Below are 14593 nucleotides of genomic sequence, written 5' to 3'. Positions count from 1 at the left end.
CCCCGGCACCCGCGAAACCGGCGCCGGCGCAGCCCGCACCCGCACCCGCACAGCCCGCACCCGCGCCCGCGCAACCGGACGTCACCTACAAGAACTGCTCCGAGGTGCGCGCGGCCGGCAAAGCGCCGCTGTACCGCGGTCAGCCCGGGTACGCCGCAAAGCTCGACCGCGACGGCGACGGGATCGCCTGCGAGTGAGCGCCCCGCGCGCCTAGACTGGGGGCGAACCCCTGCCCGCGACATCCGGAGCTTCGCAATGCCCACCATCGTCGTCGACGTCATGCCCAAGGCCGAACTGCTCGACCCGCAGGGGAAGGCCGTCACCGGCGCGTTCGCGCGACTCGGCGTCGACGCCTTCAGCGGAGTGCGCATCGGCAAGCGCTTCGAGCTGACCGTCGAGGGCGAGGTGTCCGACGAGGTGCTCGCCGAGGCATCCCGTGTCGCCGCCGAGGTGCTGTCGAACTCCGTCATCGAGGACGTCGTCGGCATCGAGGTCGTCGAGTGACGGTACGCATCGGGGTCGTCACCTTCCCCGGCTCGCTCGACGACGTCGACGCACGCCGCGCGGTGCGCATCGCCGGTGCCGAGCCGGTCGCCCTGTGGCACGCGTCGCACGATCTCGACGGCGTCGACGCGCTGATCCTGCCCGGCGGCTTCAGCTACGGCGACTACCTGCGTGCCGGCGCCATCGCGGCCCTCGCGCCGATCATGCGCGACGTGAAGGATGCCGCGGCGAAGGGCATGCCCGTACTCGGCATCTGCAACGGCTTCCAGATGCTCGTCGAGGCGCACCTGCTGCCGGGCGGACTCATCCGCAACGCGCACCAGCAGTTCATCCGCCGCGACCAGCGCCTGCGCGTCGAGAACACGTCCACCGCGTGGACGAGCGACTTCGCCGACGGTCAGGAGATCGTCATCCCCCTGAAGAACGCGGACGGCGGCTACGTCGCCTCCGACGACGAGCTCGACCGTCTCGAGGGCGAGGGACTCGTCGCGTTCCGCTACATCGGCGTGAACCCGAACGGGTCGCTGCGCGACATCGCCGGCCTCACCAACCCGGCGGGCAACGTCGTGGGCCTGATGCCGCACCCCGAGCACGCCGTCGAACCCGGCTTCGGTCCCTCGACCGCGGCCGCGATGCGGTCGGGCGTCGACGGCCTGTCGTTCTTCTCATCGGCGATCGCGGCCGTCGTCGGCGCCGCCGCCTGACCCGGCCGGGCGCACCACCCGACCGAGCGTGCAGCACCGCGCACACGCCGCGACCTGGCGCCCGTCGGCGCGGGGGTAACGTCGAGGTGTGACATCCCCTCTCGTCGTCTCGGTTCCCACCGAGGGCCTCGCCCGTGATCTGCAACCGCTTCCCGAGAACGTCGAGGTGGTGGTCTGGCCGATGACCGGCCCCGCCCCCTGCGACCGCATCGACATCGTCGTACCGCCGTACCAGAACCTCAACGCCGCCCTCGGGCAGCTGGCCGGGGTCGAGGTCGGACTCGTGCAGAGCCAGTCGATCGGCTACGAGGGCATCGCCGCACTGCTGCCCGCGGGCGTTCCGCTCGCGAACGCCGCGGGCGTGCACGAGACCTCCACCGCCGAGCTCGCCGTGGGTCTCGCGATCGCGTCGCTGCGGCGCCTCGACCAGTTCGCCCGCGACACCGCGACCGCCACCTGGAACCCGGTCTTCGGCACGAGCCTCGCCGACCGCCGTGTGCTCGTGCTCGGCTGGGGCGGCGTCGGGAAGGCGATCGGCGCGCGACTGATCCCGTTCGAGGTCGACCTCACCGCCGTCGCCTCGCGAGCCCGCGACGAGGACGGCGTCGCCGTGCACGGCGTCGACGAGCTCGCCGACCTGCTGCCGCGCACCGAGGTGCTCATCCTCGCTCTTCCGGGCGGCCACAGCACGCGCCACATCATCGACGCCGCCGCGCTCGCCCTGCTCCCCGATGGCGCGCTCGTCGTGAACGTCGGCCGCGGGCCGCTCATCGACACCGACGCGCTCGTCGCGGAGACCGCGTCCCGGCGCCTGCGCGCCGCGCTCGATGTGACCGACCCCGAGCCGCTTCCCGCCGACCACCCGCTGTGGCGGTCGCCGGGTGTGCTCATCGCCCCTCACGTCGGCGGGGCGTCGAGCGCGATGCGCCCCCGCCTGGTGCGCGTGCTGCGCGATCAGATCACGCGCGCCGCACGCGGCGCCGCACCGATCAACATCGTCGTCGCCGGCTGATCGCGGCTACGAGTTGGGCGTGACCGGGGTGCGGGCGACCGGGTAGGCGTCGACCGTCACGGTGGCGTCGCGCGCCGTGAACCGCAGATCGGCGCCGTCGGGGAACGCCTGCTCGACGGCGGGCGTGAAGACGACCGGACGACCGTTCGAGGCGAGCGGGTTCGTGTCCGCACTCGTGCCGATACGCACATCGACCACGACCGGAAGGGTGCCGAGTGCGCAGCCGATGAGCGAGGCATCCGGATAGACATCGGGCTGCGGGATCACGGCGATGCACCGCATGTCTCCCGCGGGCGGAATCACCGTGTAGACGGACATCCCGAGGTACGACTCGTACGCCTGCGACGAGGTGGAGGTGCCCGTGAACATGACTGCCGACGGCGCATCACCGGGGATGCGCTGCAGCACGGCGGCGTGCTGCGAGGTGACGACGTGGGTGACGAGAAGCGTCGTACCCGTCGACAGTCCGGCCACGACGACGAGGCTCGCGATCCACCAGATCGCGGTGACCCGATCGACGCGCGGGCGCATGCGACGCCACAGCGACACATCGGATGCCGCCCCATCCGCGTCGCGCTCACCCCCACCGCTCGCACGCGATCCGTCGCCGGGATCCGGCACAGCGCCCGAGTCGGTGGCCGGATCGTCCGCGGGGCGGACGACGGGCGGCTCGAGGACCGAGCGTGTCCTGACGGTCGCCGCGGGGGCCGCGGCATCCGTCGCCCTGCGGCCCTCCAGCACGTCGAGGCGCGCGAGCGCGACGGGATCTCCCGCGATGTCGGCGTGGGGTCCGTACGCGCGCAGTCGCAGCGCGGCGAGCTCGGCGCGTTCGTCGCCGGTCACGGCGCGGGCCGTTCGTCGATGTCGCGACCATCCCACAGATCGTCGCAGGCGACGAATGTCGCCCCGTGCACGGCGAGATAGGGGCCGGCACCCCGGTCGCCCGCGACGGTGGCCGCCACCTCGGCCCAGTGGTCGCGGCCGATCAGAACCGGGTGCGACGGGGCGCCCGCGACGGTCGCCTGCACGAGAGCGGATGCCGCGGCCTCCGCGGCGGCCCCGAGCACGCGCGCGACCGCGGCCGCCGGCAGCGTCGGGGTGTCGACGGGCACGATCACCGCGAGCTCCGCCCCGGTCGCGGCCGCGGCGTCCAGAGCCGAGCGCACGCTCGCCGACAGCCCGTCGTTCCAGTCGGGCACCAGCACGGCACGACCGGGGGCGGGGATGCGCCGGGCGACCTCCGCCGCGGCGGCGCCCACCGTCACGAGCACCGGGTCGCAGCCGGACGCGGCGAGAAGCGCCACCGCCCGGTCGAGCCAGGGCGTGCCGTCGGCATCGGCCGCGAGCGCCTTCGGCCCGCCGTAGCGGGTGCCCGCGCCCGCCGCGAGCACGATCCCGCAGGGTGCCCCCACGACCGGCAACGGCGTCACGTCCACCGCGCCAGCGTAGCCCGCCCGAAACACGCGAGGGCTAGCGTGGCGGCATGCTCGAGCTTGCGACCGACCTGCTGCCGCTGCTCGCGGCGGGCGAGCGCGTCGCGGTCGTGACGGTCGCGCACGTGGCGCGTTCGGCGCCGCGCGGCGCCGGCGCGGCGATGGCGATCACGTCCGACGCGCGGGCGATCGGCTCGATCTCCGGCGGCTGCGTCGAGGCGGATGCGGTCGCGCTCGCCCTCTCGTGCCTGGCGACCGGACGGGGTCAGACCGCGCGCTTCGGCTTCACCGACGAGCAGGCCTACGCCGCCGGTCTTGCCTGCGGCGGCTCGATCGAGGCTGTGGTCAGTGTGCTCGATCCCGCCGACACGGTCGTGCGCGACGCTCTCGAACGCGTCGCGGCGGGTCGCCGCGCGGCGGTCGGCATCGTCGCCGCGGGGCCCGACACCGGTCGCATCCTCCCCCTCGACGCCGGCGGCAGCGAGACGCGCCTCGGCGAGCATGACGGATGCCCCGTGCTCGCCGTCGTGCAGACGCCCCCGCCCGCGCTGTACCTGCTGGGTGCCGGCGAGCACGCCGCCGCGCTGTGCAGGGTGGCCGCCGCCGCCGGCTTCGCGGTCACCGTGTGCGACGCGTGGGAGCTGCTGGCGACGCGAGAGAGGTTCCCCGCGGCAACCCGGATCGTCGTCGACCTGCCGCACGACTTCCTCGCGACGCTCGACCCCGTCGACCTCGACGACCGCACCGCGATCTGCGTGCTCACCCACGACGAGCGCCTCGACGTGCCCGCCCTCGAGGTCGCGCTGCGGCTTCCGGTCGGCTTCGTCGGGGCGATGGGCGCCCGCTCGACCGTCGCGCACCGAGCCACGCGGCTGCGCGAGGCGGGGCTCGGCGACGACGACCTCGCCCGGCTGCACTCGCCGCTCGGGCTCGACCTCGGCGGACGCACTCCCGAGGAGACCGCGCTCTCGGTGCTCGCCGAGATCGTCGCAGCACGCCACGGCGGATCCGCGGTGCCGCTGCGAGAGCGCGGGGGCGCCATCCACGCCCGCGCCGCCGCCGACACGATGCTGCCGACCGAGGCGGATGCCGCGGCATCCGCCTGCGCCCTGCCCGCCCTCGCGACCCTGGAGGCACACCGGTGAGCCTCACCCCGCCACTGCCCGCCGACGCGCTCGCTCCCGTCGACCTCGGCCATCTCGAGCACGCGATCACCCTCGCCCGCGCCGCCCGCGACCGCGGCGACCATCCGTTCGGGGCTGTCGTGGTCGCGCCCGACGGCACGGTCGTCGAGGGCCTGAACTCGGTCGTCACACAGGACGACCCGACCGGCCACGCCGAGACGAACCTCGTGCGCGCCGCCGCCGCGCGGCTCACGACCGAGGCGCTGCGGGGCGCCACCCTCTACACGAGCACCGAGCCGTGCGCGATGTGCACCGGCGCGATCTACTGGGCGGGGATCCCGCGCGTCGTCTATGCGCTCGGCGAGGACGAGCTGATCCGCATCGTGCAGGCGCAGGAGGGCATCCCGACGCTCGCGCTCCCCTGCCGCGAGGTGTTCGCCCGCGGCGGGCGCCCGGTCGAGGTCATCGGACCGGTGCTGCTGCCCGAGGCGGCGGCTGTGCACGACGGCTTCTGGATCTGACCCGGGCCGAGAGCCGGTTCACGACCGGCGACGAGCGGATGCCGCGATCCCCCGCCGCGGCCGCAGCGTGACCGTGAACTCCAGTCGCACCGGACGGGTGACCGTGATGTCGAGCGCGCGGGTCAGCATGGCGACGATGAGGGTCGCCTCGATCCACGCGAACTGCTCGCCGATGCACCCGCGCGGCCCCGCACCGAACGGCACGAAGTCATAGCGCAGCCCGCCGGGCCGGCACTCCCACCGATCGGGATCGAACACGGTCGGCTCGTCGTACCACCGCGCGCTGCGGTGGATGACCCACGGCGACACCCCGACGACGTCGCCCGGCGACGCCTCGAATCCCCCGAACGCGATCGGCGCGTCGAGCGAGCGCCCGAACACCCAGGCCGGCGGGAACAGGCGGATCGTCTCCTGCACGACGCGCCGCGTGAACGGCAGCCGGCCGCGCGGGTCGAGCCACGAGGCATCCCCCGCCTCATCGACCTCGGCGCGGATGCGTTCGGCCAGGTCGGGGCGCGACGAGAGCTGCCAGAGGCAGAAGGCGATGGCGTTCGCGGTCGTCTCGTGACCGGCGACCATGAGGGTGATCACCTCGTCGGCGATCTCCGCATCGGTGAGCCGGTCGGCCCCGCCGCTCTCGGGGTCGCGTGCCGCCACGAGCGTCGACAGCGCGTCGCGCCCGTCGGCGCCGGACGCCCGCCGTTCGGCGACCAACCGGGTCACGAGGGCGAGCAGTCGCCCACGGGCCTCGACGATGCGACCCGACGTCACGACCTCGGCGCCCGCGCGCGCTCCGGGCCGCAGGCGCACGAACTCGGTCAGCGCTGTCTGCAGCGCCGTGCGCACCTCGTCGGCGTGGTCGTCGAGTCGCGCGCCGAGGATCGTGCGCCCCACGATCAGCAGGGTGAGTCGGGTCATCTCGGCGTGCAGATCGACGGATGCCGCGGCCAGCCGCTCGATGCTCGCCTGCACCTCCTCGACCATCACCGCGGTGTACGCGTCGAGCTGCGTGGGGGAGAACGCCGCCCCGACGAGCCGGCGCGCCCGCGCGTGAGCCGCCCCCTCCGACGTCAGCAGACCCTGCCCGAGCAGCGCGCTCGTGGCCTGCACGCCCGGCCCCTTGTGCACGTCGCCCGCGTGGGTGACCAGGAGGGTGCGCACGTCGTCGGGCTCGGTCAGCAGGAAGACCCGCCGCCGACCGCGCCCCATGCGGATTGTCTCGCGCCCGTCACGGGTGAGCCGGCGCAGCATCGCGCCCGGGTTGCGGGTGGGAAGCGCCAGGGCGCTCTGCGCGGCCACCTCGAGGATCGACCGCGGGCGCGCTCCGAGCACGGCGGGCGCGCTCATGCGCCGCACGCCCAGTCGACCTCGCCGCTGAGGGTGTGCCCGCTCTCGGTCACCGAGAGGTGCAGCGACCCGCCCGAGGCGGTCGTGGTGACCGGCACCGCCGGGAGGGCGAGCGGGTAGGTGACACCGCCCTCGGTGATCGTGCCGGAGAGCGTGCCCGACCACGACCCGGGCCCGGTGTACCCGACGATGCGCACGCTCATCGTCACCGAGTACCCCTGAATCTCGGCGGACGCGACGCTCGCGTGATACGTGCGCGCCGACACCGCGCACGCGACATCGGTGTTCACGTGCCCCGCCACCGCGAGCGGCGATGTGATCGCAAGGGTGAGCGACCCGGCGCCACCCGATCCGGTGCCGACGGCGGTCGGCGAGGGGATCGGTGCGGCCGACGGGAGCGAGGACGACGGCGTGCCGGTGGGCGCCGGCGACACAGCGGCACTCAGGTCGCTGCGCGACACCTGGCCGCAGCCGGCGAGCGCGAGCACGGCGGCGAGCGCGGCGACGAGCGCAGCGACGGCGAGGGGGGCGGATCGTCTCATGGCGGTCCCTTCGAGCGGGTGACGGGTGCGCTCACCGTATGCACGCGTCTCGGCCCCCGCAACCGTGCCACGTGGCACTCGAGTGCCATTTCACGCCGGCCCGCCCGCGGGTGAAGGATGTCTGCACAGGAGGCCCCATGACGCCCACGGATGCCCCGCCCGACCGCCGCGAGCGCAACCGCCGCCGGGTCAGGGAGGCGCTGCGCACAGCCGCGCTCGAGCTCTTCAGCGAGAAGGGCTTCGCGGAGACGACCGTCACCGACATCACCGAGCGCGCCGACGTGTCGCGCCGCACGTTCTTCCGCTACTTCGAGAGCAAGGAGGACGTCATCGGCAACGATCTTCGCGACCTCCTCCCCCGCGTGCTGCGAGAGCTCGAGAGCCGTCCGCGTGACGAGCATCCGCTCGCGTCGATCCACGCGTCGGTGCTGTCGGTCGTCCCAGAGAAGGGGCCGCCGGCCCTGGTCTTCCGCATCGGCCGACGTGCCGAGCTGCTGCCGTTCGGGCGCCGACTGCTGCCCGTGCTGATGCAGTGGGAGCAGGGCATCGCCGCGACGCTCCTGGTGCGGTGGGGCGCGACGCCGGCTGCGGCATCCGAGGAGCTGCGCCTTCGCGCCACCGTCACCGCGTGCGCGGCGACCTCGGCCCTGCGGTGCGCGGCGCTCTACACCCGCATGACCCCGACGGGGCAGTTCACCGTCGACCCCGACATCGTCTCGGTGGTCACCCGCGCCCTCGACATCATCGCCGAGGGGTGCCCGCCTCCCGGCTGAGCGGATGCCGCGGCCTCCGACACGACCGCGAAACACGCGAGTGTTAGCGTCACCAACAACGCGTGTCCTATCTACCATGACCGCCCGGATCTGGGGGCGGATCCGTCGGCTCAGGGCGGGGACGGCGACGATTCCGTTCGTCCATCCACCCCAGGAGCCGCCCCCATGTCCACCGTCGTCGACAAATCCCAGGCAGGGCTCACCGCCCGCCAGTACCACGTCGGACTCGAGCCGGGCGAGGTCTCCTCGGTCGCGCTGCTGCCCGGTGACCCGTTCCGCGTCCCCCTCGTGGCGGAGTTCCTCACCGGCGTGCGCGAGGTCGCGTGGCGCCGCGAGCACCGCACGATGACCGGCTGGTACAAGGAGCGCCTCATCACCGCGACCTCCACCGGCATGGGCTGCCCGTCGACCGCGATCGCCGTCGAGGAGCTCGCGCGCGTCGGGGTGCGCTCGTTCATCCGTGTGGGCAGCTCGGCGGGCCTGCAGCCCGGCATCGCCCCCGGTGACCTGCTCGTGAGCGAAGGCAGCTTCCGCAACGACGGCACCACCGACGCCTACCTCCCGAAGGGTTTCCCGGCGGTGCCCGATCTCGAGCTCACGACGACCCTGGCGCGCCACGCCAGCCGCATCGCGGAAGCCGCCGGAACGCGCTCGCACACCGGCATCAGCGTGAGCGACGACGCGTTCTACGCCGAGACGCCCGAATGGATCGGCGAGCTGAACCGCATGGGCATCCTGAACGTCGAGATGGAGGCATCCGCTCTCTACGTCGTCGCGCGTCTGCGGGGGCTGCGCGCCGGCATGGTGTGCGCGTGCTCGAGCAACCTCGTCGAGGGCGCGTCGCTGTACGACGAGTCGAACGCGGCCCTCAAGGACGGCTGGATGCGTTCGATCGAAGCCGCCCTCGACACCGCGGTGGAGCTTCAGCTGTGACCGCGCGTCGCGTGCTCGAGGGCGCCTACGTCGCCACGGTGGATGCCGCGGGCACCGAGCACCGCGCCGGGCACGTGGTCGTCGACGGCGACCTGATCGTCGCGGTGGGCGACGGCCCCGCCCCCGCCGAGCTGCGGGACGGCGCCGAGATCATCGACGCGCGCGGCACCCTCGTCACCCCGGGACTCGTCAACACCCACCACCACCTCTACCAGTGGCTCACGCGCGGCTACGCGCAGGATGCGATCCTGTTCGACTGGCTGACGGCGCTCTACCCGCTGTGGGCGCGCATCGACGCCGACCTCGTCGAGGCGGGCGCCGCCGGCGCCATGGCGGTGCTCGCCCGCTCCGGCTGCACCACGGTCGGCGATCACCACTACGTGTTCCCGCAGGGATCCGGCGACATCGTGGGCGGGCTCGTGGCCGCGGCATCCCGCATCGGCGTGCGTCTGCACGCGACGCGGGGGTCGATGGACCTCGGCGCCTCGCAGGGAGGACTGCCGCCCGACTTCGCGGTCGAGACGACGGATGCCGCGCTCGCGGCGTCGCAGCAGGCGGTCGAGCGGTGGCACGACGCGTCCTTCTCGTCGACGGTGCGCATCGCGATCGCGCCCTGCTCGCCGTTCTCGGTGACCGCCGATCTGCTGCGCGAGGCCGCCGTGCTCGCGCGCGCGCTCGACGTACGGCTGCACACGCACGCGTCGGAGACGGTCGAGGAGGACGCCTTCTGCCAGGAGCGGTTCGGCATGAGCCCGACCGACTACCTCGACAGCCTCGGCTGGCTCGGCGACGACGTGTGGATGGCGCACGCCGTGCACCTCGACGCCCCCTCGATCGCACGGTACGCGGCCACCGGCACCGGCGTCGCGCACTGCCCGTCGTCGAACGCGCGGCTCGCCGCCGGCATCGCGCCCGTGCACGACATGCTGCGCGCCGGGGTTCCGGTCGGGCTCGGCGTCGACGGCTCGGCGTCGAACGAATCGGGCCAGCTCGGCATCGAGATCCGCGAGGCCGTGCTCATGAACCGGCTGCGTACCGGCTCCGACTCGTTCTCGGTGCGCGACGGCCTGCGCATCGCGACCATCGGCGGCGCCCGCGTGCTCGGACGCGACGCCGAGCTGGGCTCGCTCGAGCCCGGCAAGCTCGCCGACATCGCGGTGTGGCGCATCGACGGGGTGGAGCACGCGGGCATCCTCGACCCGGTGGCCGCCCTCGGGCTGGGCGCGCTCCCGCCCCTCGCCCGCCTGTGGGTCGGCGGACGCGACGTCGTCGTCGACGGCGCCCTGGCGACCGCCGAGGAGCCCGTGCTCGCCGAGGCCGTCGCCCGCGCCTCGGCGGACCTCGCCGCCCGGGCGTAGGGCGCGCTGGGGCGCACTGCCCGGGCCCGCGAAACACCCGCGAAACCGCGGTTTGGTTTGCTGGGTCACGGAGGAATGTTGTGGACATCAACACGGTCGAGAGCTATCGGCTCGCGCGCACCCGCGGCGACCTCGCCCTCGCGCCGGGCGAGGTGATCTTCGCGGGCGGCACGTGGCTGATGAGCGAACCGCAGCCCGAGACATCCGGGTTCGTCGATATCACCGCGATGGACTGGCCCTTCCTCGAGATCTCCGCCGACGGCCTGCGCATCGGCGCGACCTGCCCGATCGCCCACCTCGTCGCGTGGGCCGAGGGTCGGGGCAGCGAGCCCGTGCCCGCCGACTGGCCGGCCGCGCACCTCGCCGTCGACGGCGCACACGCGCTGCTCGCGTCGTTCAAGATCTGGAACGCCGCGACCGTCGGCGGCAACGTCTGCCGCTCGTTCGCCGCGGCCGGCATGGTGTCGTTCGCTGTCGCCCTCGACGCCGTCGCGTGGGTGTGGCGCCCCGACGGCACCGACCTGCGACTGCCCGTGAGCGAGCTCGTCACCGGCAACGGCGAGAACACCCTCGCGGCCGGCGAGGTGCTGCGGGCGATCGAGATCCCCGCGTACGCCCTGCGCTCCCGGGCGCGCCTGCAGAAGATCGCGCTCGCCGAGCTCGGGCGCTCGGGTGCCGTCGTGACCGGCCGCGTCGACCCCGACGGCGCGAGCGTCTTCGCGATCACGGCGGCGACGCTGCATCCGGTCGTGCGACGGTTCCCGTCACTGCCGGATGCCGCGGCCCTCGCCGCCGCGGTCGAATCGGCGCCGTCGTACTACACCGACCCGCTCGGGCCGGCCGACTGGCGCCGCGGCGTGAGCCGTGCGCTCGCGGAGCGCATCCGCATCGAGCTGGAGGCGGGCGCATGAGGTTCACCGTCGACGGCACCCCGCGCGACGCCGAGCCGCGGGCGGGACAGTGCCTGCGCACGCTGCTGCGAGAGACCGGCACGACGAGCGTGAAGAAGGGATGCGACGCCGGCGACTGCGGCGCCTGCTCCGTGCTCGTCGACGGCACGCCTGTGCACTCGTGCATCACCCCGGCGCACCGCGCCCAGGGGCGGGAGGTCACGACGGCGGCGGGGCTCGCGCCCGGCGACGAGCTGCATCCGGTGCAGGAGGCGCTCGTCGAGCACTTCGGATTCCAGTGCGGGTTCTGCACGCCCGGCATGAGCGTGACCGCGTCGACCTTCGACGCCGACGACGTCGACGACCTCGACCGGCGCCTCAAGGGCAACCTGTGCCGCTGCACCGGGTACCGGCCGATCCGCGAGGCCGTCCGCGAGGCGGTGCTCGGCCCGGTGCGGGAGACCGGGGCCGGCTACACGGGCGGCGGTGCGGCCCCGGGCGCCGACACCTCCCCCGCCCCGACAGCGGGGGCGGACGGCGTCGGCCGCTCGGTGCGCCCCGCGCCCGCCCGGCGCGTGGTGCAGGGTCTCGAACCGTACACGTTCGACGAGCCTGTGCCCGGATCGCTCGTGCTGCGCGTGATCGGCTCGCCGCACGCGCACGCGCGCATCCGCTCGATCGACACCGCCGCCGCACGCGCGGCGCCCGGGGTCGTGGCCGTCTTCACCCACGAGGACGCGCCCGCCGTGCACTACTCGACGGGCCGTCACGAGCACCGCACCGACGACCCCGACGACACACTGCTGCTCGACACCGTCGTGCGGCACGTCGGGCAGCGGGTCGCGGCGGTCGTCGCCGAGACCGCCGGCGCCGCCGAGGCGGCCTGCCGTCTCATCGAGGTCGACTACGAGGTGCTCCCCGCGGTGCTCGACCCGGAGGCGGCCCGCGCACCCGGCGCCCCGCTGCTGCACGCCGACCGCACCCCCGCCGATCGGGTCGCCGAACCCCACCGCAACGTCATCGCGTCGCTGCACGAGGGGCACGGCGGTGACATCGACGCGGCCCTCGCCGAGAGCGCCGTCACCGTGTCGGGCACGTGGCGCACGCAGCGCGTCTCGCACGCGCAGCTCGAGACGCACGGCTGCGTCGGCTGGCTCGACGGCGACGGCCGCCTCGTCATCCGATCGTCCACGCAGGTGCCGTTCCTCACGCGCGACGAGATCGCGCACATCTTCGACCTCGACCCCGACCAGGTACGCGTGCACACGGCGCGGGTCGGCGGCGGCTTCGGCGGCAAGCAGGAGATCTTCGCCGAGGACCTCGTCGCGCTCGCCGTGCTGCGCACCGGCCGCCCGGTCGCCTACGAGTTCAGCCGCGCCGAGGAGTTCCAGCGCACGTCGGTGCGGCATCCGATGCGGGTCGCGGTGACCCTCGGGGCGGATGCCGCGGGCACCCTCACCGCGATGAAGATCGACCTGCTGAGCGACACCGGCGCCTACGGCAACCACGCCATCGGGGTGATGTTCCACTCGCTCGCCGAGTCGACCACGATCTACCGCGCCCCGGTGCGTCGCCTCGACGCCGAGGTCGTTTACACGAACAACGTGCCCTCGGGGGCGTTCCGCGGCTACGGCCTCGGGCAGGTCGTGCTCGCGGTGGAGTCCGCGATGGACATGCTCGCCGAACGTCTCGACATCGACCCGTTCGACCTGCGGCGCCGCAACGCCGTCGTCGAGGGCGACAACCTGCACCCCGACCAGGACGAGTACGAATCCGACCTCGTCTGGGGCAGCTACGGTCTCGACCAGTGCCTCGACCTCGCCCAGGGCGCTCTCGAGCGCGGCAACGGCGTCGACGCTCCCGACGGCTGGCTCGTCGGCGAGGGGATGGCCGCGGCGATGATCGCCACGATGGCCCCGCGCGGACACATCGCACACACCACGGCGACGCTCCGGCCCGACGGCACCTACGTGCTGCGCGCCGGCACGGTGGAGTTCGGCAACGGCACCCACACGGTGCTGCGGCAGATCGCGGCATCCGTCTTCGATGTCGGCTTCGACCGCCTCGAGGCCCGCTTCGCCGACACCGACGAGGTGCGGCACGACACCGGCGCGTTCGCGTCGGCGGGCATCACCGTGACCGGCAAGGCGCTGCATGCCGCATGCCTGACGCTGCGTGATCGGATGCGGCGCACCGCCGCCGCGCTCACGGGCACCGAGGAGTCGGCGGCCGTGGTGACCGGCGACGGGGTGCGCACCCCTGCGCGGATCGTCGGCTTCGGCGAGCTCGTGGCCGCGGCGCCCGCTGCGGAGCGCACCGAGGAGGGGCTCGTCGGCGACGGTGCCGAGTACGGCGACCTGCGCTCGCTCGCCTTCAACGTGCACGCGACCCGGGTGGCCGTCGATCCCGAGACCGGCACCGTGCGCATCCTGCAGAACATCCAGTCGGCCGACGCCGGCTTCGTCATGAACCCGGCGCAGTGCCGCGGCCAGATCGAGGGCGGCGTCGCCCAGGGGGTCGGCAGCGCGCTCTACGAGGAGGTCATGATCGGCGACGACGGCCGGGTGATCAACCCGGTCTTCCGCACCTACCGCGTGCCGCAGTCCGCCGACGTGCCCGACACCGAGGTGCTGTTCGCGTCGACGAACGACGACCTCGGCCCCTTCGGCGCCAAGTCGATGAGCGAGTCGCCCTACAACCCCGTGTCGGCGGCGATCGGCAACGCGATCAGCCGCGCGATCGGGGTGCGCGTGTTCGAGCAGCCGTTCTCGCGCGACCGCGTGTGGCGGGCCCTGCAGGCCGGCGGTCGGTGACGCGGGCAGAGGGTGACGCTCAGTCGGTCGCGGCGGAGTGCGGCGGCCGCTGCTTGACGATCAGCAGCCGGAACGGTGCGCCGTCAGCCGACCACGTGCGGTGGGCGACGCCGCCGGCGTAGTACGACGCGTCGCCCACGCCGAGCTCGGTCACCTCGCCGTCGAGGTCGAGGCACACACGTCCGTCGAGCACGTAGGAGAACTCGTCCTCCGCGTGGGCGAAGTAGTCGCCGGGCGCGGTGTTGTCGGCCGCGTAGACCATCGGATGGAACGGGCGCACCGGGTGGGCCAGCAGCCTCCCCGACCCGACGGCGAAGTCGGCTTCGAGGTCTCCGCCGGCGCCGCGGTGCACCTCGGTCGCCGGCACGTCGGCAGTCGGCGCCTCGGCGGCGGCGATCAGCTCGAGCGGGCTCGTGCCGAGCGCCACCGCGATGCGGCGCAGTGATCCGAGGCTCGGTTGGGCGAGTCCGCGCTCCAGCTGGCTGAGGAACGGATGCGACAGCTCGGTCGCGGTCGCGAGCTGCACGAGGGTGAGCCCGCGGGCCTTGCGCAGTCCGCGCACGTGCGCGCCGAGCAGTCCCGCCGCAAGCAGATCGGATGCCGCGGCACCCCCGACGATCGCGGGTTCGGCGCTCACGC

General features: G+C 73.9%; 16 protein-coding genes. 11 read left to right on the top strand and 5 right to left on the bottom strand.

The window, feature by feature from the left end:
- The 4 genes from RR49_RS15495 to RR49_RS10395 form a co-directional block, all read left to right on the top strand.
- A partial coding sequence (locus RR49_RS15495) for an excalibur calcium-binding domain-containing protein (RefSeq protein ID WP_169815902.1) occupies positions 1-197 on the top strand: 197 nt, incomplete at its 5' end.
- Between the two features lie 58 nt (positions 198-255).
- The gene (gene purS / locus RR49_RS10405) at positions 256-504 is read left to right on the top strand and encodes a phosphoribosylformylglycinamidine synthase subunit PurS (protein WP_045248005.1); all 249 of its coding nucleotides are present in this window, start codon (positions 256-258) and stop codon (positions 502-504) included.
- Positions 501-1208 (top strand): phosphoribosylformylglycinamidine synthase subunit PurQ, encoded by a 708-nt coding sequence (purQ, locus tag RR49_RS10400; protein WP_045248004.1) that lies wholly within the window; start codon positions 501-503, stop codon positions 1206-1208. Before purS ends, purQ begins: the two co-directional genes overlap by 4 nt.
- An 88-nt stretch (positions 1209-1296) precedes the next feature.
- The gene (locus tag RR49_RS10395; protein WP_045248003.1) at positions 1297-2220 is read left to right on the top strand and encodes a 2-hydroxyacid dehydrogenase; all 924 of its coding nucleotides are present in this window, start codon (positions 1297-1299) and stop codon (positions 2218-2220) included.
- 6 nt (positions 2221-2226) lie between these two features.
- Here RR49_RS10395 and RR49_RS10390 read toward each other — a convergent pair whose 3' ends face one another.
- Positions 2227-3063, bottom strand: a complete 837-nt coding sequence (locus RR49_RS10390; protein ID WP_048808988.1) for a hypothetical protein — start codon at positions 3061-3063, stop codon at positions 2227-2229.
- Positions 3060-3656 (bottom strand): nucleotidyltransferase family protein, encoded by a 597-nt coding sequence (locus RR49_RS10380; RefSeq protein ID WP_245610978.1) that lies wholly within the window; start codon positions 3654-3656, stop codon positions 3060-3062. Before RR49_RS10380 ends, RR49_RS10390 begins: the two co-directional genes overlap by 4 nt.
- A 47-nt stretch (positions 3657-3703) precedes the next feature.
- Here RR49_RS10380 and RR49_RS10375 point away from each other — a divergent pair, with 47 nt between their 5' ends.
- Both RR49_RS10375 and RR49_RS10370 read left to right on the top strand, forming a co-directional pair.
- Positions 3704-4798 carry an XdhC family protein gene (locus RR49_RS10375; RefSeq protein WP_048808986.1) on the top strand — a complete coding sequence of 365 codons (1095 nt, stop codon included), beginning with the start codon at positions 3704-3706 and terminating at the stop codon, positions 4796-4798.
- Positions 4795-5298 carry a nucleoside deaminase gene (locus RR49_RS10370; protein WP_048808985.1) on the top strand — a complete coding sequence of 168 codons (504 nt, stop codon included), beginning with the start codon at positions 4795-4797 and terminating at the stop codon, positions 5296-5298. The genes RR49_RS10375 and RR49_RS10370 overlap by 4 nt, the downstream gene beginning before the upstream one ends.
- 18 nt (positions 5299-5316) lie before the next feature.
- On the opposite strand, the gene RR49_RS10365 is transcribed toward RR49_RS10370, so the two are convergent.
- Positions 5317-6645 (bottom strand): cytochrome P450, encoded by a 1329-nt coding sequence (locus tag RR49_RS10365; RefSeq protein ID WP_048808984.1) that lies wholly within the window; start codon positions 6643-6645, stop codon positions 5317-5319.
- Complete coding sequence (locus RR49_RS10360) at positions 6642-7187, bottom strand: hypothetical protein (protein ID WP_045248000.1); 546 nt, start codon at positions 7185-7187, stop codon at positions 6642-6644. The genes RR49_RS10365 and RR49_RS10360 overlap by 4 nt, the downstream gene beginning before the upstream one ends.
- Before the next feature lie 137 nt (positions 7188-7324).
- Here RR49_RS10360 and RR49_RS15160 point away from each other — a divergent pair, with 137 nt between their 5' ends.
- The 5 genes from RR49_RS15160 to RR49_RS10335 all read left to right on the top strand — a co-directional run bounded on the left by RR49_RS15160 (position 7325) and on the right by RR49_RS10335 (position 13954).
- On the top strand, positions 7325-7960 hold the full coding sequence (locus RR49_RS15160; RefSeq protein ID WP_048808983.1) for a TetR family transcriptional regulator: 636 nt from the start codon (positions 7325-7327) through the stop codon (positions 7958-7960).
- Positions 7961-8125: 165 nt separating this feature from the next.
- On the top strand, positions 8126-8893 hold the full coding sequence (locus RR49_RS15995) for a nucleoside phosphorylase (RefSeq protein ID WP_045247999.1): 768 nt from the start codon (positions 8126-8128) through the stop codon (positions 8891-8893).
- Positions 8890-10251: an 8-oxoguanine deaminase gene (locus RR49_RS10345; RefSeq protein WP_045247998.1), complete on the top strand. Its 1362-nt coding sequence runs from the start codon at positions 8890-8892 to the stop codon at positions 10249-10251. The genes RR49_RS15995 and RR49_RS10345 overlap by 4 nt, the downstream gene beginning before the upstream one ends.
- A gap of 80 nt (positions 10252-10331) precedes the next feature.
- Positions 10332-11162: an FAD binding domain-containing protein gene (locus RR49_RS10340; RefSeq protein ID WP_045247997.1), complete on the top strand. Its 831-nt coding sequence runs from the start codon at positions 10332-10334 to the stop codon at positions 11160-11162.
- Complete coding sequence (locus RR49_RS10335) at positions 11159-13954, top strand: molybdopterin-dependent oxidoreductase (RefSeq protein ID WP_045247996.1); 2796 nt, start codon at positions 11159-11161, stop codon at positions 13952-13954. Before RR49_RS10340 ends, RR49_RS10335 begins: the two co-directional genes overlap by 4 nt.
- 19 nt (positions 13955-13973) lie before the next feature.
- Here RR49_RS10335 and RR49_RS10330 read toward each other — a convergent pair whose 3' ends face one another.
- Positions 13974-14591 (bottom strand): XRE family transcriptional regulator, encoded by a 618-nt coding sequence (locus tag RR49_RS10330; protein ID WP_048808982.1) that lies wholly within the window; start codon positions 14589-14591, stop codon positions 13974-13976.
- Positions 14592-14593 lie beyond the last annotated feature (2 nt).

Source organism: Microbacterium ginsengisoli (assembly GCF_000956535.1).
In the GTDB taxonomy this organism is placed as follows: domain Bacteria; phylum Actinomycetota; class Actinomycetes; order Actinomycetales; family Microbacteriaceae; genus Microbacterium; species Microbacterium ginsengisoli.
Note: the sequence above shows the minus strand (reverse complement) of the source record. Positions and strands in the feature narration are given on the sequence as shown.